This is a genomic window from Mycobacterium sp. 94-17 (assembly GCF_035617725.1).
GTDB lineage: Bacteria > Actinomycetota > Actinomycetes > Mycobacteriales > Mycobacteriaceae > Mycobacterium.
The window spans coordinates 163,453-184,330 of sequence record NZ_JAPIYN010000004.1; the positions used below are offsets into that span (position 1 = coordinate 163,453).

18 protein-coding genes, 2 tRNA genes and 1 pseudogene are annotated in these 20,878 nt (G+C 67.1%); 7 read left to right on the forward strand and 14 right to left on the reverse strand.

Annotated features, from left to right (window positions below; translation table 11 throughout):
• The first annotated feature begins 13 nt into the window (after positions 1 to 13).
• On the forward strand, positions 14 to 988 hold the full coding sequence (locus OQ789_RS07060; protein WP_324684493.1) for an NUDIX hydrolase: 975 nt from the start codon (positions 14 to 16) through the stop codon (positions 986 to 988).
• A gap of 150 nt (positions 989 to 1,138) precedes the next feature.
• Here the strand turns inward: OQ789_RS07060 and OQ789_RS07065 are convergent, their stop codons facing one another.
• The 3 genes from OQ789_RS07065 to leuC form a co-directional block, all read right to left on the reverse strand.
• Positions 1,139 to 1,780 (reverse strand): HU family DNA-binding protein, encoded by a 642-nt coding sequence (locus OQ789_RS07065; RefSeq protein WP_324684495.1) that lies wholly within the window; start codon positions 1,778 to 1,780, stop codon positions 1,139 to 1,141.
• A 210-nt stretch (positions 1,781 to 1,990) separates the two neighbouring features.
• Positions 1,991 to 2,587 (reverse strand): 3-isopropylmalate dehydratase small subunit, encoded by a 597-nt coding sequence (gene leuD / locus OQ789_RS07070; protein WP_324684497.1) that lies wholly within the window; start codon positions 2,585 to 2,587, stop codon positions 1,991 to 1,993.
• Positions 2,588 to 2,611: 24 nt separating this feature from the next.
• Positions 2,612 to 4,063 carry a 3-isopropylmalate dehydratase large subunit gene (gene leuC / locus OQ789_RS07075; RefSeq protein WP_324684499.1) on the reverse strand — a complete coding sequence of 484 codons (1,452 nt, stop codon included), beginning with the start codon at positions 4,061 to 4,063 and terminating at the stop codon, positions 2,612 to 2,614.
• Between the two features lie 86 nt (positions 4,064 to 4,149).
• On the opposite strand from leuC, the gene OQ789_RS07080 reads away from it, so the two are divergent.
• Together OQ789_RS07080 and OQ789_RS07085 are read left to right on the forward strand one after the other, a co-directional pair.
• On the forward strand, positions 4,150 to 4,851 hold the full coding sequence (locus tag OQ789_RS07080) for an IclR family transcriptional regulator (RefSeq protein ID WP_324684501.1): 702 nt from the start codon (positions 4,150 to 4,152) through the stop codon (positions 4,849 to 4,851).
• Positions 4,852 to 4,898: 47 nt separating this feature from the next.
• Positions 4,899 to 5,411 (forward strand): PPOX class F420-dependent oxidoreductase, encoded by a 513-nt coding sequence (locus tag OQ789_RS07085; RefSeq protein WP_324684502.1) that lies wholly within the window; start codon positions 4,899 to 4,901, stop codon positions 5,409 to 5,411.
• 12 nt (positions 5,412 to 5,423) lie between these two features.
• Here the strand turns inward: OQ789_RS07085 and OQ789_RS07090 are convergent.
• The 4 genes from OQ789_RS07090 to OQ789_RS07105 form a co-directional block, all read right to left on the reverse strand.
• Positions 5,424 to 5,496 (reverse strand) — tRNA-Glu (locus tag OQ789_RS07090).
• 72 nt (positions 5,497 to 5,568) lie between these two features.
• Positions 5,569 to 5,640 (reverse strand) — tRNA-Gln (locus OQ789_RS07095).
• Between the two features lie 171 nt (positions 5,641 to 5,811).
• On the reverse strand, positions 5,812 to 7,299 hold the full coding sequence (gene gltX / locus OQ789_RS07100; RefSeq protein WP_324684504.1) for a glutamate--tRNA ligase: 1,488 nt from the start codon (positions 7,297 to 7,299) through the stop codon (positions 5,812 to 5,814).
• Positions 7,296 to 8,102: a fumarylacetoacetate hydrolase family protein gene (locus OQ789_RS07105; RefSeq protein ID WP_324684505.1), complete on the reverse strand. Its 807-nt coding sequence runs from the start codon at positions 8,100 to 8,102 to the stop codon at positions 7,296 to 7,298. Before OQ789_RS07105 ends, gltX begins: the two co-directional genes overlap by 4 nt.
• A 108-nt stretch (positions 8,103 to 8,210) precedes the next feature.
• Here OQ789_RS07105 and OQ789_RS07110 point away from each other — a divergent pair.
• A pseudogene (locus OQ789_RS07110) lies at positions 8,211 to 9,224 on the forward strand (MFS transporter); the annotation flags it as partial.
• 133 nt (positions 9,225 to 9,357) lie between these two features.
• Here the strand turns inward: OQ789_RS07110 and OQ789_RS07115 are convergent.
• Positions 9,358 to 10,368, reverse strand: coding sequence for a 3-isopropylmalate dehydrogenase (locus OQ789_RS07115; RefSeq protein ID WP_324684681.1), 1,011 nt, complete (start codon positions 10,366 to 10,368; stop codon positions 9,358 to 9,360).
• A gap of 11 nt (positions 10,369 to 10,379) precedes the next feature.
• A complete protein-coding gene (serA, locus tag OQ789_RS07120) occupies positions 10,380 to 11,966 on the reverse strand; it encodes a phosphoglycerate dehydrogenase (RefSeq protein WP_324684506.1) in 1,587 nt (528 codons plus the stop codon).
• 185 nt (positions 11,967 to 12,151) lie between these two features.
• On the opposite strand from serA, the gene wrbA reads away from it, so the two are divergent.
• On the forward strand, positions 12,152 to 12,754 hold the full coding sequence (wrbA, locus tag OQ789_RS07125; RefSeq protein ID WP_324684507.1) for an NAD(P)H:quinone oxidoreductase: 603 nt from the start codon (positions 12,152 to 12,154) through the stop codon (positions 12,752 to 12,754).
• A 78-nt stretch (positions 12,755 to 12,832) separates the two neighbouring features.
• Here the strand turns inward: wrbA and ilvC are convergent, their stop codons facing one another.
• From ilvC to OQ789_RS07140, 3 genes are all read right to left on the reverse strand, one after another.
• Positions 12,833 to 13,834 carry a ketol-acid reductoisomerase gene (ilvC, locus tag OQ789_RS07130; RefSeq protein WP_324684682.1) on the reverse strand — a complete coding sequence of 334 codons (1,002 nt, stop codon included), beginning with the start codon at positions 13,832 to 13,834 and terminating at the stop codon, positions 12,833 to 12,835.
• Positions 13,835 to 13,896: 62 nt separating this feature from the next.
• A complete protein-coding gene (gene ilvN / locus OQ789_RS07135; RefSeq protein ID WP_324684508.1) occupies positions 13,897 to 14,397 on the reverse strand; it encodes an acetolactate synthase small subunit in 501 nt (166 codons plus the stop codon).
• Positions 14,397 to 16,214, reverse strand: a complete 1,818-nt coding sequence (locus OQ789_RS07140) for an acetolactate synthase large subunit (RefSeq protein WP_324684684.1) — start codon at positions 16,212 to 16,214, stop codon at positions 14,397 to 14,399. The genes ilvN and OQ789_RS07140 overlap by 1 nt, the downstream gene beginning before the upstream one ends.
• A gap of 373 nt (positions 16,215 to 16,587) precedes the next feature.
• Between OQ789_RS07140 and OQ789_RS07145 the strand changes: the two genes are divergently transcribed.
• Positions 16,588 to 16,944: a PH domain-containing protein gene (locus OQ789_RS07145; RefSeq protein WP_324684686.1), complete on the forward strand. Its 357-nt coding sequence runs from the start codon at positions 16,588 to 16,590 to the stop codon at positions 16,942 to 16,944.
• Positions 16,945 to 16,953: 9 nt separating this feature from the next.
• Here the strand turns inward: OQ789_RS07145 and OQ789_RS07150 are convergent, their stop codons facing one another.
• The gene (locus OQ789_RS07150) at positions 16,954 to 17,811 is read right to left on the reverse strand and encodes a DoxX family protein (RefSeq protein ID WP_324684510.1); all 858 of its coding nucleotides are present in this window, start codon (positions 17,809 to 17,811) and stop codon (positions 16,954 to 16,956) included.
• 245 nt (positions 17,812 to 18,056) lie between these two features.
• Here OQ789_RS07150 and OQ789_RS07155 point away from each other — a divergent pair, with 245 nt between their 5' ends.
• Positions 18,057 to 19,187: a sorbosone dehydrogenase family protein gene (locus tag OQ789_RS07155; RefSeq protein WP_324684511.1), complete on the forward strand. Its 1,131-nt coding sequence runs from the start codon at positions 18,057 to 18,059 to the stop codon at positions 19,185 to 19,187.
• An 87-nt stretch (positions 19,188 to 19,274) separates the two neighbouring features.
• Here OQ789_RS07155 and gatB read toward each other — a convergent pair whose 3' ends face one another.
• On the reverse strand, positions 19,275 to 20,789 hold the full coding sequence (gene gatB, locus OQ789_RS07160; protein ID WP_420716060.1) for an Asp-tRNA(Asn)/Glu-tRNA(Gln) amidotransferase subunit GatB: 1,515 nt from the start codon (positions 20,787 to 20,789) through the stop codon (positions 19,275 to 19,277).
• Positions 20,790 to 20,878 lie beyond the last annotated feature (89 nt).

Genomic DNA, 20,878 nt, shown 5'->3' on the forward strand with positions numbered 1-20,878 from the left:
TGCAGGAGTTGAGGTGCCGACCCAGAATTCGTCCGCCGCACGGCGCTCCGGAAGCCGCGTCGTCTACGCCGCCGGCGCGGTGCTGTGGCGACCGGCCAACAGCGACCCGGGCGACAGCGACCCGGGCGACCGCGACGGCGGCCAGGACATCGAGATCGCCGTCATTCACCGTCCCCGGTACGACGACTGGTCACTGCCCAAGGGCAAGGTGGATCCGGGCGAAACGGCTCCGGTGGCCGCCGTGCGCGAGGTGCACGAGGAGACGGGTCAGTGCGCCGTCCTGGGCAGGCGGCTCGACTTGGTGAGCTATCCGATTGACCAGGGCGTCAAAAAAGTCTTCTACTGGGCGGCGCGCGCCACCGGCGGCGAATTCGTGCCGGGCAACGAGGTGGACGAGTTCGTCTGGCTGCCGGTTGCCGAGGCGATGCGCAAACTTGACTACGGGCAAGATCGAAAAGTGTTGCGCCGCTTCATCAAAAAGCCCATCGACACCCACACCCTGTTGGTGGTTCGACACGGCACTGCCGGGCGCAAATCGCGTTTCTCCGGCGACGACGCCAAGCGGCCGCTGGACAAACGCGGACGTGCACAAGCCGAAGCGCTGGTACCGCAGCTACTCGCATTCGGTGCGGCACAGGTGCATGCGGCCGATCGCGTCCGCTGCCACCAGACCGTGGATCCGCTTGCCGAGGACTTGGGTGTGCCCGTGCTCAACGAGCCCACCCTCACCGAAGAGGCCTATGCCAAGAACGCGAAACGCGGACGCCACCGAATGCTGGATATCGCCAACCAGCAACGCACGTCGGTTGTCTGCACCCAGGGCAAGGTGATTCCGGACCTGATCGCATGGTGGTGTGAGCGCGACGGCGTGCGGCCCGACAAATCGCGCAACCACAAGGGCAGCGCGTGGGTGCTGTCCTTGTCAGACGGCCGGTTGGTGGCTGCCGACCACATCGGCGGCGCGCTGGCCGCCAACGTGAGGGCGTAGCGCCACTGGCCGTACTCGCAACCCGCTGGCACAATGGCGCCGGCCCGCTGCGCCCGGCTGCGCCGCGCTTGCGACCGCCGCTGGCACACGAATACCCTTCGGGGGCTTCACTGCCGCCCGAAGGGTATTCGTGTCTAGGACGTGACTGCCCTACTTGCGACCGCGACGAGCGGTCGTCTTCTTTGCGGGCGCCTTGCGAGCCGGAGCCTTGCTCGCGGCCTTCTTGGCCGGAGCCTTGGTCGCCGCCTTCTTGGCCGGCGCCTTCTTGGCCGCGGCCTTCTTGACCGGAGCCTTGGTCGCCGCCTTGCGAACCGGCGCCTTCTTGGCCGCGGCCTTCTTGACCGGAGCCTTGGTCGCCGCCTTGCGGGCCGGAGCCTTCTTGGCCGCGGCCTTCTTGGCGGGAGCCTTCTTGGCCGCCGCCTTCTTGGCGGGAGCCTTCTTCGCGGCGGTCTTCTTGGCCGCACCACCCGACACGACACCGCGCTTCACCGCAGGGCCTTCCGACGGGAGGCGCTGTGCGCCAGACACAACCGCTTTGAACTGTGCACCGGGCCGGAACGCCGGGACGGACGTCGGCCTCACCTTCACCGTCTCACCGGTCCGCGGGTTGCGGGCAACCCGCGCTGCGCGGCGCCGCTGTTCGAACACGCCGAACCCGGTGATGGTGACGCTGTCGCCCTTGTGTACCGCACGCACAATGGTGTCGACAACGTTCTCGACCGCGGCGGTCGCCTGCCGACGGTCCGTGTTCAATTTAGTTGTGAGCACATCAATGAGCTCTGCCTTGTTCATCAATCCCTCCGACACTAGTGGTCCTCGATTTGAACCGACTAGTGGACACGGTAAACCCTCACCCAGCAAATTTCCAAGAGCCACGCGCAATTTCACGGCCGAGCGGCCCTCGTTTACGCAATCCGGTTGCCGCCCTTGACCGGTGGGAGTCGTGAAAATCGGCCCGGTTTAGTTAGCCGATCAAGCAGTAAATCGGCGTCGTCCGACCTTTCACGAGGCGGGTAGAGTGCGCGGTTTCCAGTCCGGGTACACCGCTTCGAATTGCTCGATCTCGTCGAGTTTCCGCAGCGTAAGGCCGATATCGTCAAGGCCTTCGAGTAGACGCCATGCGGTGTGGTCGTCAATCTTGAACGGCAGCACCGTCGTTCCCGCGGTGATATTTCGATCTTGAAGATTGACAGTGATTTCCAAGCCCGGGCTCGCCTCGATGAGCTTCCAGAGCAGTTCCACACCGTCTTGAGAAACCTCGGCCGCCAGCAGCCCCGCCTTGCCGGCGTTGCCCCGGAAAATGTCACCGAATCGAGACGAGATGACCACCCGGAAGCCGTAGTCCATCAGCGCCCACACCGCATGCTCACGCGAGGAACCCGTGCCGAAATCGGGCCCCGCGACGAGCACCGATCCCCGGTCAAAGGGGCTGAGATTGAGGATGAATGACGGATCGGACCGCCAACTCGCGAACAAGCCGTCCTCGAAACCGGTTCGGGTGACACGCTTCAAATACACCGCCGGAATGATCTGGTCGGTGTCGACATTGGAGCGCCGCAGCGGCACACCGATACCGGTGTGGGTGTGAAATGCTTCCATGGTCATCCTTCGCAATCGAATCCGTCAGCTCAAATCGGCCGGAGCGGACAATGTGCCGCGAACCGCTGTCGCCGCGGCAACGGCCGGTGACACCAAATGCGTCCGGCCGCCTTTACCCTGGCGCCCTTCGAAGTTGCGGTTGGACGTCGCGGCGCACCGCTCCCCCGGCGCCAGCTGATCGGGATTCATCCCCAGGCACATTGAGCAGCCCGCTTGGCGCCATTCGGCGCCCGCGGCGGTGAAAACCTGACCCAGTCCTTCGGCTTCGGCCTGTGCGCGCACCCGCATCGAGCCCGGAACGACAAGCATCCGCACCCCGGGCGCGACCTTACGACCACGCAGCACGTCGGCGACGGCCCGCAGATCTTCGATACGACCGTTGGTACAAGAGCCCACGAACACCGTGTCAACGGTGACGTCACGCATCGGCGTGCCCGGTCGAAGGTCCATATACGCCAACGCTTTCTCGGCCGCCTGGCGCTGCGCGTCGTCGGTCATCAGCTCCGGGTCCGGCACGGTGTCGGCCAGCGCCACGCCCTGGCCGGGGTTCGTGCCCCACGTCACAAAGGGGCTCAACGACGCGGCATCGAGGTGGACCTCGGTGTCGAATTCAGCACCCGGGTCGGTGTGCAGCTGCTTCCAATAACTCATCGCCGCATCCCATTGCGCCCCCTGCGGGGCGTGCGGGCGGGAGCGCAGGAACTCGAACGTGGTTTCGTCCGGAGCCACCATTCCCGCCCGGGCACCGGCTTCGATGCTCATGTTGCAGACGGTCATCCGGCCCTCCATCGACAGCGATTCGATGGCGCTGCCCCGATATTCGATGACATGTCCCTGGCCGCCGCCGGTACCGATCTTGGCGATCAGCGCGAGAATGATGTCCTTGGCCGTCACGCCGTCGGGCAGCCGCCCATCGACGTTGACCGCCATCGTCTTGAACGGGCGCAGCGGCAACGTCTGCGTGGCCAGCACGTGCTCGACCTCCGAGGTGCCAATTCCCATGGCCAGTGCGCCGAATGCGCCGTGCGTCGAGGTGTGGCTATCGCCACACACGACCGTCATCCCGGGCTGGGTGAGACCCAGCTGCGGCCCGACCACATGCACGATGCCCTGCTCGGCATCGCCCATGGGATATAGCCGCACACCGAATTCGGCGCAGTTTCGCCGCAATGTCTCGACCTGGGTCCGTGACACCGGATCGGCGATCGGCTTGTCGATGTCGATGGTCGGAACGTTGTGATCCTCAGTGGCCAGCGTCAGATCGGGGCGGCGCACCGTCCGGCCGGCCAGGCGCAGGCCGTCGAAGGCCTGCGGGCTGGTGACCTCGTGCACCAGGTGCAGATCGATATAGATCAAATCGGGCGCCCCTCCTTGATCCGAGCCGCCACCGGACACCACAACGTGGTCGTCCCAGACTTTTTCGGCCAGGGTGCGTGGTCTGGTGACGACCCCCGCCGCCCCGTTGTCGATTCCCATATCGAATCTCGCCTCAATTCGCCTCGTCAGCGGCTCGCCGATCATTCGGGCTGTGATCTCAGAATGCGAGACGCTAATATCTTCTTGTGAGACAGCATAGCGGTATCGGCGTCCTGGACAAAGCGGTGGTCATCCTCCACACCATCTCCCAATCACCCTGTGGATTAGCCGAACTGTGTGAGCGGACGGCCTTGCCCCGCGCCACGGCGTACCGGCTGGCCGCCGCCCTCGAGGTCCATCGCCTGCTTGCGCGCGACGACGAAGGACGCTGGCTGCTCGGCCCGGCCGTCACCGAACTCGCGGCCCACGTCAACGATCCGCTGCTGGCCGCCAGCAGCGCGGTGCTCCCGCTGCTGCGCGAAACCACCGGCGAGAGTGTGCAGCTGTACCGCCGCGAGGGCACCGACCGCGTCTGCGTGGCCGCGCTGGAACCCGCTGCGGGCCTGCGCGATACGGTCCCGATCGGGGCGCGCCTGCCGATGACGGCCGGGTCCGGCGCGAAAGTGCTACTGGCCCATAGCGACGCGGCCACCCAGAAAGCGGTGCTGGCCAACGCGAAGTTCACCGAACGAACACTGACCGAAGTGCGGCGGCGGGGATGGGCGCAAAGCGTGGCCGAGCGCGAGCCTGGCGTGGCGAGCGTGTCGGCGCCGGTCCGCGATGGCCGCGGCGCCGTCGTCGCGGCCATCTCCGTCTCCGGCCCGATCGATCGGATCGGCCGGCGCCCGGGCGCGCGCTGGGCCGCCGATCTGCTGTCCGCCGCCGAGGCACTCACCCGCCGCCTCTAACCCACCGGCGCACACCGGATCGCGGCCCGCCTGACAGACTGACCGGCATGGGAACCAATCAGCGCGCGAGCATCGTCATGTCCGAAGACGAGATCGCCGACTTCGTCGTGAAAAGCCGCACCGGCACGCTGGCCACCGTCGGCGCCGACGGCCAGCCGCACTTGACCGCCATGTGGTATGCCGTCGTCGACGGTGAGATCTGGCTGGAGACCAAGGCGAAGTCGCAGAAGGCCGTCAACCTCAAGCGCGATCCGCGGGTGAGCTTCCTGATCGAGGACGGCCACACCTACGACACGCTGCGCGGGGTGTCGTTCGAGGGCGTCGCCGAGATCGTCGACGATCCCGACGTCGCACACCGGGTGGGCGTCAGCGTGTGGGAGCGCTACACCGGTCCCTACAGCGACGACATGAAGCCGTTCGTCGAGCAGATGATGAACAAGCGCGTCTGCGTTCGCATCGTGGCCCGCCGGGCACGTTCGTGGGATCACCGCAAGCTCGGCTTACCGGCCATGCCGGTGGGAGGGTCGACAGCACCGTCGGTCCTGGGAACCGACGGGTGACTGCGAATTATGTAGCCCCGATGGGATTCGAACCCACGCTACCGCCGTGAGAGGGCGGCGTCCTAGGCCGCTAGACGACGGGGCCAGAAACGATCCGAGCAGTCAGCATAGCTCACCCCGCTAAGCCCACCTAATCGCTTGGGGCCGGGAAGCTTTGCTGGGGTACCAGGACTCGAACCTAGAATGGCTGAACCAGAATCAGCTGTGTTGCCAATTACACCATACCCCATTGGCTGCCTAAAACCGCTGGTCAGCGTCGTTACGGGCTTCCATGCTCTCTTCGGAGCTCTTTGAAGTCCACCGCCGCCAGCCGTTGTCGGCCTTCTTCAAACCGGTGTGCAAACCGCAGTGCAGACTACCAAAGTCTCGGCGGGCGCTGCGCACGCACGGTCCCGCCCGCTCAGGCGGTGTCGCTCCCGGCCGTCTCCCGCGCCGCCCGCAGTCGGACCATGCTGCGTTCGCGGCCCAGCAACTCGAGCGACTCGAACAGCGGCGGGCTGATCGTCGTCCCGGTGGCCCCCACCCTGACCGGGCCGAACGCCTTGCGCGGCTTGAGGCCCAGAGCGTCGATGAGCGCGGCCTTGAGCGCGGCCTCGATCTGCGGCGCCGTCCAATCCACCACGCCGTCCAGCGCGGGCAGCGCCGCGTCCAGAACCGCGGCACCGTCGGCGGCCAACTCCTTGGCGACGGCCTTCGGGTCGAGCGCGTACTCGTCGTCGTTGAGGAACTTCAGCAGATCCCACGCGTCACCGAGTACCACGATGCGGGTCTGCACCAAGTCGGCGGCGGTGGCGAAGCCGGCGTCGTCCAGGTCGAGGCGGTGACCGTGCACCTGGAAATAGTCGCGCAGCCTGCCGGCGAAGTCGTCGACCGTCAGCATCCGGATGTGTTCGGCGTTGAGCGCGTCGGCCTTCTTCTGGTCGAAGCGGGCGGGGTTGGAGTTGACGTCGGCCACATCGAACGCGGCCACCATCTCCTCGAGGCTGAACACGTCGCGGTCGTCGGCGATGGCCCAGCCGAGTAGCGCGAGATAGTTGAGCAGTCCTTCGGGGATGAAACCCCGGTCGCGGTGAGCGAACAGGTTCGACTGCGGGTCGCGCTTGGACAGCTTTTTGGTTCCCTCCCCCAATACCGTTGGGAGGTGGGCGAACTGCGGGGTACGCTCGGCCACACCGATCCGGATCAACGCCTGATACAGCGCGAGCTGGCGCGGCGTCGACGGCAGCAGGTCCTCCCCGCGCAGCACATGGGTGATCTTCATCAGCGCGTCATCGCACGGGTTGACCAAGGTGTACAACGGATCTCCGTTGGCGCGGGTCAACGCGAAGTCGGGCACGGACCCGGCCGCGAAGCTGGTAGTGCCGCGAACCAGGTCGTCCCATGCGAGGTCTTCGTCGGGCATCCGCAGCCGCACCACGGGTTTACGGCCCTCGGCGAGGAGCGCGGCGCGTTGGGAATCGGTGAGCTGCCGGTCGAAATTGTCGTAGCCCAGCTTGGGATTGCGGCCCGCGGCGACGTGGCGCGCCTCGACCTCCTCCGGCGTCGAGAAGGCGTAGTAGGCCTCGCCCGCTTCGAGCAGCCTGGCCACCACGTCGCGATAGATCTCACTGCGAAGCGACTGGCGGTACGGGCCATGGGGCCCGCCCACCTCCGGCCCCTCGTCCCAATCCAGACCGAGCCAGCGCAACGCGTCCAGCAGTGCCAGATAGCTTTCCTCGCTGTCGCGCTGCGCATCGGTGTCCTCGATGCGAAAGACGAAGGTGCCCCCGGTGTGTCGGGCGTAGGCCCAATTGAACAGCGCCGTGCGCACCATTCCGACGTGCGGGGTGCCGGTGGGCGAGGGACAGAATCGGACCCGGACTAGGTGTGCGTGTGCTGGTGCAGTCACGATTTTCCTTTGCGGACCACGGGATTGGTCAGGGTACCGATGCCCTCGATGGTGATGGATACGGTGTCGCCGTCCTCGATCGGGCCGACGCCCGCCGGCGTTCCGGTGAGGATGATGTCACCCGGCAGCAAGGTCATCACGGCCGAAATCCACTCGACGATCGACCCGATGTCGTGAATCAGCAAGGAGGTACGGCTGTGTTGCTTGACCTCGCCGTTGACCTCGGTGCGCAATTCCAGGTCACCCGGGTCCAGCGGTTTGAGGTCGGTGACGATCCACGGCCCCACCGGACAGAAAGTGTCATGCCCCTTGGCCCTGGTCCATTGGCCGTCAGCCCTTTGTTGGTCGCGAGCGGACACATCATTGCCGATCGTGTAGCCGAGGATGTTCTGCGCCGCCTGGGCGGCCGAGACGTCCTTGCAGGGCCGGCCGATGACCACCCCCAGTTCGCCTTCGAAGTGCACCGGTGATGCGTTGGCCGGCAACCGAATAGGAACGTTCGGGCCGATGATCGCGGTGTTGGGTTTGAGGAAGATCACCGGATCGACCGGGGCGGGGCCGGTCGTGTCTTTCATCTCGGCGATGTGGTCGGCGTAGTTCTTCCCGACACACACCACCTTGCTGGCCAGTATCGGGGCGAGCAATCGGACGTCGGCCAGCGGCCATGATCGGCCGGTGAAGTTCGGCGCGCCGAATGGATGCTCGGCGATCTCGCGCACGATCATGTCGGCTGGATCGTTGAGCTCACCTTCGATACTGACGAAGGCGACACCGTCCGGGCTGGCGATTCGACCAAGGCGCATTCAGTCGAGCCTAGTGCCCGTCATTTTCGCGCCGATATGCAAGCATGGGGAATGCAGACCGACCCGGCCGCGACACCGGAAATCGGCACCGGCGCGCGCTGGGCGATCATGATCGTTTCGCTGCTGGCAACGGCGAGTTCGTTCCTGTTCATCAACGGTGTCGCGTTCCTCATTCCGTCGCTGCAGTCCGCACGGGGAATCCGCCTCGACGAAGCCGGTCTGCTGGCTTCGATGCCCAGCTGGGGCATGGTGGTCACGCTGGTGCTCTGGGGAGCCGTCCTGGACCGGGTCGGCGAGCGGGTGGTGATGAGCGCGGGCTCGGCGCTCACCGCGATAGCGGCCTACGCCGCGGCCTCGGCGCATTCGCTGGCACTGATCGCCGTGTACCTGTTTCTCGGCGGTATGGCCGCCGCCAGTTGCAATACCGCCGGCGGGCGGCTGGTGTCCGCCTGGTTCCCGCCGCACCAGCGCGGGCTGGCCATGGGCATCCGGCAAACCGCGCAACCCCTGGGAATCGCCTTGGGCGCGCTCATAATTCCCGAACTGGCCGAGCATGGGCCGCAGGCCGGCCTTCGGTTCACCGCGCTGGCATGCGCGGTCGGAGCGGTATTGAGCGTCGTGGGAATTGTCGACCCACCACGCAAACCCCGCGCCAGCGCGAGCGATCAGGAACTCGCCAACCCGTATCGAGGGTCGTTGACGCTCTGGCGAATTCACACGGTGGCGGGACTGATGATGATGCCGCAGACGGTGACCGTGACGTTCATGCTGGTGTGGCTGATCAAGAACCTGCACTGGTCGGTCGCGGCGGCGGGCGGATTGGTCACTCTCTCGCAGCTGCTCGGCGCGCTCGGCCGCGTGGCCGTGGGCCGCTGGTCGGATCGGCTGGGCTCGCGCATGCGACCCGTGCGCTACATCGCGGCGGCCGCCGTGCTGACCCTGCTCTTGCTGGCGTGGGCCGACTACACGAACAACCGGTGGCAGTCGACGTTGATGGTCGCCGTCTCGGTGGTCGCGGTTCTCGACAACGGGTTGGAGGCCACCGCCATCACCGAATTCGCCGGCCCGTTCTGGAGCGGGCGTGCCCTGGGCATCCAGAACACCACCCAGCGGATGATGGCGGCCGCTGGCCCCCCACTGTTCGGCGCGTTGATCTCGGCGGCGAAATATCCACCGGCATGGATGTTGTGCGCGTTGTTCCCCCTGGCGGCGGTGCCGCTGGTGCCGACGCGGTTGCTGCCGCCCGGCCTGGAGACTAGAGCCCGGCGGCAATCCGTTCGCCGACTTCGGTGGTGGCGCGCGGTCCGTTCGGCCGTGTTGCCAGATACTGCTCGACGGCCCGGTCCACGCGCGAAGCGGCGGCGTCCTCGCCGACATGGGCGAGCAGCAGTGCCACCGACATGATGGCGGCCGTCGGATCGGCGATGCCCTGGCCGGCGATGTCCGGGGCACTGCCGTGGACGGGCTCGAACATCGAGGGATTGGTCCGGCTGCCGTCGATATTTCCACTGGCCGCCAAGCCAATTCCGCCGCACACCGCCGCCGACAGGTCGGTGATGATGTCGCCGAACAGGTTGTCGGTGACGATCACGTCGAAGCGGCCGGGGTCGGTGACCATGAAGATGGTCGCGGCGTCGATGTGCTGATACGCCACCTCGACGTCGGGGAAGTCGCGGCCGACCTCGGCCACGATGCGCGACCACAGCCTGCCGGCGAAGGTCAGCACGTTGGTCTTGTGCACCAGGGTCAAGTGCTTTCGGCGTCGTCGGGCCCGCTCGAACGCGTCGGCGACCACGCGGCGCACGCCGAATGCCGTGTTCTGGCTCACCTCGGTCGCGACCTCGTTGGGCGTCCCGACGCGGATGGCGCCCCCGGTGCCGGTGTAGGGGCCTTCGGTTCCCTCGCGCACCACCACGAAATCGATCTCGGGGTTGCCCGACAGCGGGCTGGTCACTCCCGGATACAGCCGGCCGGGCCGCAAGTTGATGTGGTGGTCGAGCTCAAAACGCAGGCGCAGCAATAGCCCTCGCTCCAGCACGCCGCTCGGCACCGATGGATCGCCGATGGCCCCGAGCAGGATGGCGTCATGCGCACGCAGTTCCTCAACGACCGAGTCCGGCAGTAACTCACCGGTGGCGTGGTATCGCCGCGCCCCCAGGTCGTAGCTGGTCTTGTCCACCCCGGGCAGCACCGCGTCCAGGATTTTGACGGCCTCGGAAACAACCTCGGGCCCGATACCATCGCCCTCGATCACCGCCAGCTTCATCGTCGCCGCGCTCACGACAGATCAACCACCTCGAGCTTGTTGGCGCCGACGGCCGCGCCGATTTCCGCCCGCAGGTCCGCGGGCACGTCTCGGTCCAGCCGCAGCAGGATCGTCGCACTCGGACCCTCGGTGTCCTCGGAGAGCTGCGCGGCCTCGATGTTCACCCCGGCCGAACCCAGCAGGGTGCCGATCTTGCCCAGCGCGCCGGGTTGGTCGACGTAGTTGATCACCAGGTTGATGCCGCGGGCGCGCAGATCGAAGTTGCGGCCGTTGATCTGCACGATCTTCTCCACCAGCTGTGGTCCGGACAGGGTGCCGGCGACGTTGACGGCGGTGCCGTCGTGCGCAACCGCACGCACGTCGACCACGCTGCGGTGGTTCGGACTTTCCGACGCTGTGCCGATTTCGGCGATGATGCCGCGTTCTTCGGCCAGCGCCGGGGCGTTGACAAACGTCACCGGCCCCTCGACAACGGCCGAGAACAACCCGCGCAGCACCGAAAGCTTAAGCACCTCAACATCTTCGGAGGCCAGCTCACCGCGCACCTGCACCGACACCGACGCAGGCGGCCCGTCAGACAGCGTGGCGGCCAGCACCCCGAGCTTGCGCACCAGGTCCAGCCAGGGCGCAACCTCCTCGTTGACCACCCCGCCACCGACGTTGACCGCGTCGGGAACGAATTCCCCGGCCAGAGCGAGCTTCACGCTTGCCGCCACGTCGGTGCCGGCCCGGTCCTGCGCCTCCTCGGTCGATGCCCCCAGGTGTGGGGTGACCACCACCTGCGGCAGCTCGAACAGCGGGCTGTCGGTGCACGGCTCCTTGGAGAAGACGTCCAGACCGGCCGCGCGCACGTGGCCGCTGCGCACCGCCTCGGCCAGCGCGGCCTCGTCCACCAGACCACCGCGGGCGGCGTTGACGATAATGACGCCCTGCTTGGTCTTCGCCAGCGCGTCCGTGTCGATCAGGCCCGCGGTTTCGGGGGTCTTCGGCAAGTGCACCGAGATGAAGTCGGCGCGGGCCAGCAGTTCGTCCAGCGTCAGCAGCTCGATGCCCAACTGCGCGGCGCGGGCCGGCGACACGTAGGGGTCGTAGGCGATCAGGTGGGTGCCGAAGGCGCTGAGCCGCTGGGCAACCAACTGGCCGATCCGGCCCAGGCCCACCACCCCGACCGTCTTGCCGAAGATCTCGGTGCCCGAGAAGGACGACCGCTTCCAGGCGTGCTCCCGTAGCGAGGCGTCGGCGGCCGGGACCTGCCGGGCCGCGGACAGCAGCAGCGCCAGCGCGTGCTCGGCGGCGCTGTGGATGTTCGACGTCGGCGCGTTGACCACCAGCACACCGCGTTCGGTGGCGGCGGGCACGTCGACGTTGTCCAGGCCCACCCCGGCGCGGGCGACGATCTTGAGCTTGGGCGCCGCCGCCAGGACCTCGGCGTCGACGGTGGTCGCCGAACGCACCAGCAGCGCATCGGCCTCCGGCACGGCCGCCAGCAGCTTCTCGCGATCGGGACCGTCGACCCAGCGCACCTCCACCTGGTCACCCAGGGCGGCGACGGTTGATTCGGCTAGCTTGTCGGCGATGAGTACAACAGGCAGATTCACCCGGCCAGCCTATCGGCTGTGATTGACGCCTCGACGTCACCATCGTCGGCGGCGGGCCCGACGGGCCGACCCTCGCCGCGGTCTGCGCCCGGGCCGACCTGAAAGTGCAGGTCGTCGGCCGGCGGAGGCGTACACAGCATGGCCGGTCGCGACGCCGCACGCACTTCGTTGCCTACGATGGCGCCGTGACGAAACTTGCGATCATCTACTACTCGGCCACCGGCCACGGCACCACGATGGCGCATCGCGTTGCCGCCGCGGCCGAGTCGGCGGGCGCCGAAGTCCGCCTGAAGCACGTCGCCGAAACACAGGATCCCGAATCGTTCGCGCACAACCCGGCCTGGACGGCGAACTACGAGGCCACCAAAGACCTTCCGGCGGCCACCGGCGACGACATCGTCTGGGCCGATGCGGTGATCTTCGGTTCACCGACCCGATTCGGCTCTCCCGCAGCCCAATTGCGAGCGTTTCTCGACTCGCTGGGCGGGCTGTGGGCGCAGGGCAAGCTCGCGGACAAGGTGTACGCGGGCTTCACGTCGTCCAACACCGTTCACGGCGGCCAGGAAACCACCCTGCTCGCGCTGTACATCACGCTGATGCATTTCGGCGGCATCATCGTGCCGCCCGGATACACGGAGGCGTGCAAGTTCGTCGACGGCAATCCCTATGGGGCGAGCCTGGTCACCACGCATGACAACATCAACGAATTCGACGAGGCGACGGCCAACGCGCTCGACCATTTGGCCCGCCGGGTGGTGGCGGTCGCCGGGCGGCTGGCAGCCCCCTAAGCCACCGAACGTCACGCCAGCGTGACGACGCTGGCCGAGCGCCACGCTGGCGTGACGCTCGGCCGCGGCGCACGAAACTCAGGCGGTTTCGGTGATCGGCCGGTCGACCCAGCTCATGAGGTCGCGCAGCTTCTTGCCGGTGACCTCGATGGGGTGCTCGGCGTTCTCCTTGCGCAGCTGCTCGAGTTGCTTGTTGCCGCCCTCGACGTTGGCGACCAGCTTCTTGGTGAACTCGCCGCTTTGAATGTCGCGCAGGATCTCTCGCATCCGCTCCTTGGTGCCGGCGTCGATGACACGCGGACCCGACAGGTAGCCGCCGAATTCCGCGGTGTCGGAGACCGAGTAGTTCATCCGCGCGATGCCGCCCTCGTACATCAGGTCGACGATCAGCTTGAGCTCGTGCAGCACCTCGAAGTAGGCCATCTCCGGCGGATAGCCCGCCTCGACCATCACGTCGAACCCGGTCTTCACCAATTCCTCTGTGCCACCGCATAACACGGCTTGCTCACCGAACAGGTCGGTCTCGGTCTCATCCTTGAAGGTGGTCTTGATGACACCCGCGCGGGTACCGCCGATGGCCTTGGCGTAGGACAGCGCCAGCGCCTCACCCTCGCCGGTCGGGTCTTGGTCGACCGCGATCAGGCAGGGCACACCCTTGCCGTCGACGAACTGACGACGCACCAGGTGCCCCGGGCCCTTCGGCGCCACCATCGCGATGGTGACGTTGGCCGGCGGCTTGATCAGGTCGAAGTGAATGTTGAGGCCGTGCCCGAAGAACAGCGCGTCCCCATCCTGGAGGTTGGGTTCGATGTCGTTCTTGAAGATGTCCGCCTGCGCCGTGTCCGGCGCCAGCAGCATGATGACGTCGGCCCACTTGGCCACCTCGGCCGGGGTGTCGACGTCCAAGCCCTGCTCCTCGACCTTGGCACGCGACTTCGAGCCCTCCTTGAGGCCCACCTTCACCTGAACACCGGAGTCGCGCAGGCTCAGCGAATGCGCGTGTCCCTGACTGCCGTATCCGATGACACCGACCTTGCGACCCTGGATGATCGTCAGGTCGGCGTCGTCGTCGTAGAACATCGGCAATGTCTCCCCAGACGGGTTAGCCACTTCTCTATCTCCTTCTTGTCTCAGCTGAAAACTTATTTGGCCGTGCCGATTCCGCGGGGACCGCGGGCCAACGACACCACACCGGATTGGACGATTTCGCGGATCCCGAACGGTTCCAGCACCCGCAGCAGCGCCTCGATCTTGCCGCGGTCGCCCGTCGCCTCGATCGTCAGCGCCTCCGGCGACACGTCGATCACCTTGGCGCGGAACAGGTTCACCGCCTCGATCACCTGGCTGCGGATACCGGCATCGGCGCGCACCTTGATCAACGCCAACTCCCGCGACACCGAGCTGTCGTCGTCGAGCTCGACGATCTTGATGACGTTGATCAGCTTGTTGAGCTGCTTGGTGATCTGCTCGAGCGGGGTCTCCTCGGCGGAGACCACGATGGTCATCCGCGACATGTCCTTCTGCTCGGTGGCGCCAACGGCCAGCGACTCGATGTTGAACCCGCGCCGCGAGAACAGCGCCGCCACCCGGGCGAGCACGCCGGGCTTGTCCTCGACCAGCACCGACAGGGTGTGCGTATGCATCAGGCGTGCCCTTCGCTCTCGTCGTCGAACAGCGGGCGGATCCCGCGGGCCGCCTGGATCTCGTCGTTGCTGGTGCCGGCCGCCACCATCGGCCACACCTGCGCGTCGGCGCCGACGATGAAGTCGATCACCACCGGGCGGTCGTTGATCGCACGTGCTTGGTTGATCACGCCTTCGACGTCTTCTTCACGCTCGCAACGTAATCCGACGCAGCCCAACGCCTCCGCGAGCTTCACGAAGTCCGGGATGCGATGCGAGTGCGTGGCCAGATCGGTCTGCGAGTAACGCTCTTCGTAGAAGAGCGTCTGCCACTGACGGACCATGCCCAAGTTGCCGTTGTTGATCAGCGCCACCTTGATCGGGATGCCCTCGACCGCGCAGGTGGCCAGCTCCTGGTTGGTCATCTGGAAGCAACCATCGCCGTCGATCGCCCACACCTCGGCGTCCGGGCGGGCCATCTTGGCGCCCATGGCCGCCGGAATGGCGAAGCCCATGGTGCCCAGCCCGCCGGAGTTGAGCCAGGTGCGCGGCTTTTCGTAGGAAATGAACTGGGCGGCCCACATCTGGTGCTGGCCGACGCCGGCGACGTACAGGGCGTCGGGTCCGGCGATCTGGCCGAGCTTCTCGATGACGTACTCCGGGCCGAGGCTGCCGTCGCTCTGCGGCCCGTAGCTCAGCGGGTAGGTGGACTGGATCTCGTTCAGGTAGGCCCACCACTGGGTCATGTCGATCTTGCCGGGAACCTCGTCGTGGCGCAGCATTTCGATCAGCTCGACGATGACGGCCTTGACGTCGCCGACGATCGGCACGTCGGCGTGGCGGTTCTTGCCGATCTCGGCCGGATCGATGTCGGCGTGGATGACCTTCGCCTCGGGGGCGAAGGTGTCGAGTTTGCCCGTCACCCGGTCATCGAAGCGGGTGCCCAGCGCGATCAGCAGGTCGCTTTTCTGCAGGGCGCCCACCGCGGCGACCGTGCCGTGCATGCCGGGCATGCCCATGTGCTGCGGATGGCTGTCCGGGAACGCCCCGCGCGCCATCAGCGTGGTCACCACGGGGATGCCGGTCAGCTCGGCCAGCTCGTACAGCTGCTCGGTCGCGTCACCGCGAATGACACCGCCGCCCACGTAGAGCACCGGCTTGTGGGCGGCCGCGATCAGCTTCGCGGCCTCACGAATCTGCCGGCTGTGCGGTTTGGTGTTCGGCTTGTATCCGGGCAAGTTGATACGCGGCGGCCAGCTGAACGTGCACGGGGCCTGCAGCACGTCCTTGGGGATGTCGACGAGCACCGCCCCCGGGCGGCCCGAGGAGGCGATGTGGAACGCCTCGGCGAGCACCTGCGGGATGTCGTTGCCGGAGCGGACCAGGAAGTTGTGCTTGGTGATCGGCATCGTGATGCCCGAGATGTCGGCTTCCTGGAAGGCGTCGGTGCCGATGAGCGAGCGTCCGACCTGGCCGGTGACGGCGACGACGGGTATCGAGTCCATCTGGGCATCGGCCAGCGGGGTCACCAGGTTGGTGGCACCGGGGCCCGACGTCGCCATGCAGACGCCGACCTTGCCGGTGGCGTGCGCGTAACCGCTGGCGGCGTGGCCGGCACCCTGCTCGTGGCGGACCAGCACGTGGCGCAGCTTCTTCGAGTCGAACAGCGGGTCATAGACCGGCAGCACCGCGCCGCCGGGAATGCCGAAGATGACCTCTACGCCCAATTCCTCCAACGAGCGAATCACCGATTGTGCGCCGGTAAGTTGCTCGGGCCCAATGCGTTTCGGCTTGCTCGCCGCAGATTTCACGACGGGCTTGGCCGCATCCGTGGCGATGTCGGCAGCGTCCGGGGTCGCGGAGGCGTGCTGCCTGATGGGAACGCTCACTGTCGTCAGTCCTTAATTCATTCCGGGAGTCTCGCTGGGGCAACAAAAAACCCCCGACAGCTCATCTGCTGCACGAGGGTTGCGCGTTGGTTCTGGATTGCTTCAAATGCCGAAGGGCAAGTCAGGCACCAACGCGCCGACCGATTACTACGAGCATCCCGGGCTTTCCGGCGGTATCCATAGCGTCCGACGGTAGCCTTCGCACAGCTCAGCCGTCAAATCCGTGACCGACGGCGCCTCGGTCACCAGCTGCGTTGCCGGGTGACAGGATGGCGGGGTGGCTACCGGTTCGTCTCCCCAAACCCCGTCCGGCGCGCCCGTCGTGATCAAGGTGTCGCCGATAGCGCATCTGGCCGTCGGGTTCTTGACCCTCGGGTTGCTGGTCCCGGTGCTGCTGTGGCCGCCGTCGCTACCGCTGCTCATCCTTCCGGTGCTGCTGTCGGCGTTGATCATCCGGCTGCGCACCGTGGCCGACGACCGGGGTGTGACCGTCCGGACGCTGTTCGGTAGTCACAAGGTGCGCTGGGATGACATCGACGGGTTGCGATTCCACCGCGGCTCGTGGGGACGCGCACACCTCAAGGACGGCTCCGAGCTGCGCCTGCCCGCGGTCACGTTCTCCACGCTGCCCGAACTGACCGAGGCCAGCGCGGGGCGGGTGCCCAACCCCTATCAGTGACTGGGCCGGTCAGCCGATCGGATTCACGCCGTTGAGGGCAACCCAGACCCCGACGCCTGCCCCAATGCCGGCCAGCAGGGCGACGAACGACCCGATGAAGGGGCGATGCGCCCAACCGCGGCGCGCGTCCAGGCCGTAGCGGCCGGGTCCGCACAGCACCACCGCGGCGGCCATGACGATCAGCGTGATCTGGTATTCGTGCCCCTCGGGCAGGAAGAACGAGAAGTTGCGGGTGTGCGGCCGCACCGAGACGCTGGCCAGCAGGCCGTTAATCAAAAACGCCAGCGCACCGGCCGCGGCCAGCGGCGTGAACAGGCCGAGCACCAGCAGCACGCCGGCGACGACCTCCCCGCCGGCGCTCACGTAGGCGAGAATGTCGGCGTGCTGATAGCCGACGTCGGAAAGTGAGTTCCTGAACCCAGTCACGCCCGACCCGCCCCACCAGCCGAACAGCTTCTGCAGCCCGTGGGCGCCGAGCACCACGCCCAGCCCCACACGCAGCAGCAGCAAACCCAGATGCTGCGTTCCGCGCCGGCCGACGTCGCGCAGCCGGTCGTGGTGTTCGTCGTCGTCGACGTCGGCATCGGCGGCGTCGGTGGACGTGTGCCGGCCCACGGTTTGCGGCTGGACGTAGGGCAGCGGCTCCTGCTGTTCCAGCAGGCTGTAGCCCCCGGCCCCGGACCCCGCGGCGGCGCCGTAGGGGATGAAGGTGGTGGTCCCGGTCGACGGGTTGAAGTCGCCGGGGTACCCGATTGGCGTCAGATCATCTTCGGGATCGACCAGCCGCGCCGATGCGGGGGGTCCCGGGGTCGGCTCCGCGGATTCGCCGGGCCGTTGCCAATGTGCGTCATTCGGTTGACTGCTCACGGGTGTCAGGGTAAGGGCATTCGGTCCCGAATTGGGGATTTGAGCGGCGCTTTCGCCTGGCAATCGGCGGTTTGCCCGCCAATCCGTGCCGAATCGGGCCCAAATCGCCCCCCGAGCCTGTCTTCGCGGGACTCCTCCGCGGAAAGTTGCCCGTTCGCCGGGCGCGGGTATGGATCGGGTTCTGGGCGGCACGCCGCGGGGACGCGTGTGGCGGCGCCTGCGGCACTGTCCGTAGCCTGACGGTCATGCGACACGGGCGATCGGGGCGGTCGGTTCGGCGCGGGTTCGCCGCGCTGTGCGCCCTCGTGCTGGCGACCAGCGGGTGCGCGCGCTTCAACGACGCCCAGTCGCAACCGTTCACCACCGCCCCCGAGCTGAAGCCGCAACCCAGCTCGACGCCTCCCCCGCCGCCGCCGCTGCCGCCCACGCCGTTTCCCAAGGCCTGTCCCGCACCCGGGGTGATGCAGGGCTGCCTGGAGAGCACCAGCGGCCTCATCATGGGCCCCGACAGCAAAACCGCACTCGTCGCCGAGCGCACCACCGGCGCGGTCAAGGAGATCTCCGTCAGCGCCGAGCCCAAGGTGAAGACGGTGATCCCGGTGGACTCGTCCGGGGACGGCGGCTTGATGGACATCGTGCTGTCGCCGACCTACACGCAGGACCGGCTGATGTACGCCTACATCAGCACGCCGACCGACAACCGGGTCATCCGCGTGGCCGACGGCGACATCCCCAAAGACATCCTGACCGGAATCCCCAAGGGTGCCACCGGAAACACCGGAGCGCTGATCTTCACCAGCCCCACCACGCTGGTGGTGATGACCGGGGACGCGGGCAATCCGGCGCTGGCCGCCGACCCCAAATCGCTGGCCGGCAAGGTGCTGCGGATCGAGCAGCCGACCACGGTGGGCCAGGCGCCACCGACGACGGCGCTGTCCGGGGTGGGTTCCGGCGGCGGCCTGTGCACCGACCCGGTCGACGGCTCGCTGTATGTCGCCGACCGCACTCCGACCGCGGATCGATTGCAGCGCATCACCAAAACGTCGGACGTGTCCACGGTGTGGACCTGGCCGGACAAGCCGGGCGTGGCCGGCTGTGCGGCGATGGACGGGACCGTGCTGGTCAACCTGATCAACACCAAGCTGACGGTCGCGGTCCGGCTGGCGCCGGCCACCGGCGCGGTCACCGGCGACCCCGACGTCGTCCGCAAGGACACCCACGCCCACGCGTGGGCGCTGCGCATGTCGCCGGATGGAAACGTCTGGGGCGCAACCGTCAACAAGACGGCCGGGGATGCCGAGAAGCTGGACGACGTGGTGTTCCCGCTGTTCCCGCAGGGCGGCGGATTCCCGCGCAACAGCGACGATAAGAGCTGACGGCTTCCGTCGGGTCCGTCGGGTGTGGATCTCGCGGCGCTATCCCGGCGCGTCGCACCGCGAATTTCACACTCGACGCTGAATTGGCTAGCCCTGGCCGCAGGCGGTCAACACCAATTCGCGCACCCGGGCCGCGTCGGCCTGACCGCGGGTGGCCTTCATCACCGCGCCGACGATCGCGCCGGCTGCGGCCACCTTGCCGCCGCGAATCTTCTCTGCCACATCAGGATTGGCCGCCAGCGCCTCGTCTACGGCGGCCTGTGTCACCGAGTCGTCACGCACCAGCGCCAGGCCGCGGGCCGTCATCACCGCTTCGGGCTCGCCCTCCCCGGCCAGCACCCCCTCGACCACCTGGCGGGCCAGCTTGGTGGACAGCTTGCCGTCGTCGACCAATGCCACCACCGCGGCGACCTGGGCGGGCGTGATGGCCAGCTCATCCAGCGCCACGTTGGCCTCGTTGGCCTTCTGCATCAAGAAGTTTCCCCACCAGGCGCGGGCCTGCTCGGCCGAAGCGCCGTGTTCGATGGTGGCGGTGACCAATTCGATCGCCCCTGCGTTGACGAGGTCGCGCATCACCTCGTCGGAGATGCCCCATTCGTCCTGAATGCGCTTGCGGCTCAACCACGGCAGCTCGGGGATGGTCTTGCGCAATTCCTCGACCAACTCCCGGCTGGGCGCGACGGGCTCCAGGTCGGGCTCGGGGAAGTACCGGTAGTCCTCGGCGGTTTCTTTGGTGCGGCCCGGGCTCGTATAGCCGCCGGCTTCGTGAAAGTGCCGGGTTTCCTGGACGATCCGTCCGCCGGATTCCAAGACGGCGGCCTGGCGTTGCATTTCGTATCGCACCGCGACCTCGACGCTTTTCAGCGAGTTGACGTTCTTGGTTTCGGTCCGGGTCCCGAACTCGGTCGCTCCGGCCGGCTTCAACGACACATTGGCGTCGCAGCGCATGGAGCCCTGATCCATCCGGACGTCGGATACACCCAAGGCGCGCAACAGATCTCGCAAGGCCGTCACGTAGGCGCGGGCGATCTGCGGCGCGCGGTCGCCGGCGCCCTCGATGGGCTTGGTGACGATTTCGATCAACGGCACGCCGGCGCGGTTGTAGTCGATCAATGACGTGGTCGCCCCGTGGATGCGGCCGGTCTCACTGCCGATGTGGGTGAGCTTGCCGGTGTCTTCTTCCATGTGCGCACGCTCGATCTCGACCCGCCAGGTGGTGCCGTCCTCCAGCGGCGCCTCGAGGTAGCCGTTGACGGCGATGGGCTCGTCGTACTGCGAAATCTGGTAGTTCTTGGGCTGGTCCGGGTAAAAGTAGTTCTTCCGCGCGAAGCGGCACCAGGAGGCGATCTCGCAGTTCAGTGCCAGGCCGATGCGGATGGCCGACTCGACCGCGCTCTGGTTGAGCACGGGCAACGAGCCGGGCAGGCCCAGGCACACCGGGCACACCTGGGTGTTGGGCTCGGCGCCGAATGCTGTGGCGCAGCCGCAGAACATCTTGGTGACGGTGGACAGCTCCACGTGCACCTCGAGGCCGAGTACCGGATCGAAACGCGCGACAACGTCGTCGTAGTCCATCAGGTCGGCGCTGGAGGCAACACTCATGGACCCGATCCTAGTGGTGATCGCGAGCGCGGCGGAGCCGGGCGAAGCGGGTCAGCACCATCCCGCACAGTGGTGATCGCGAGCGCGGC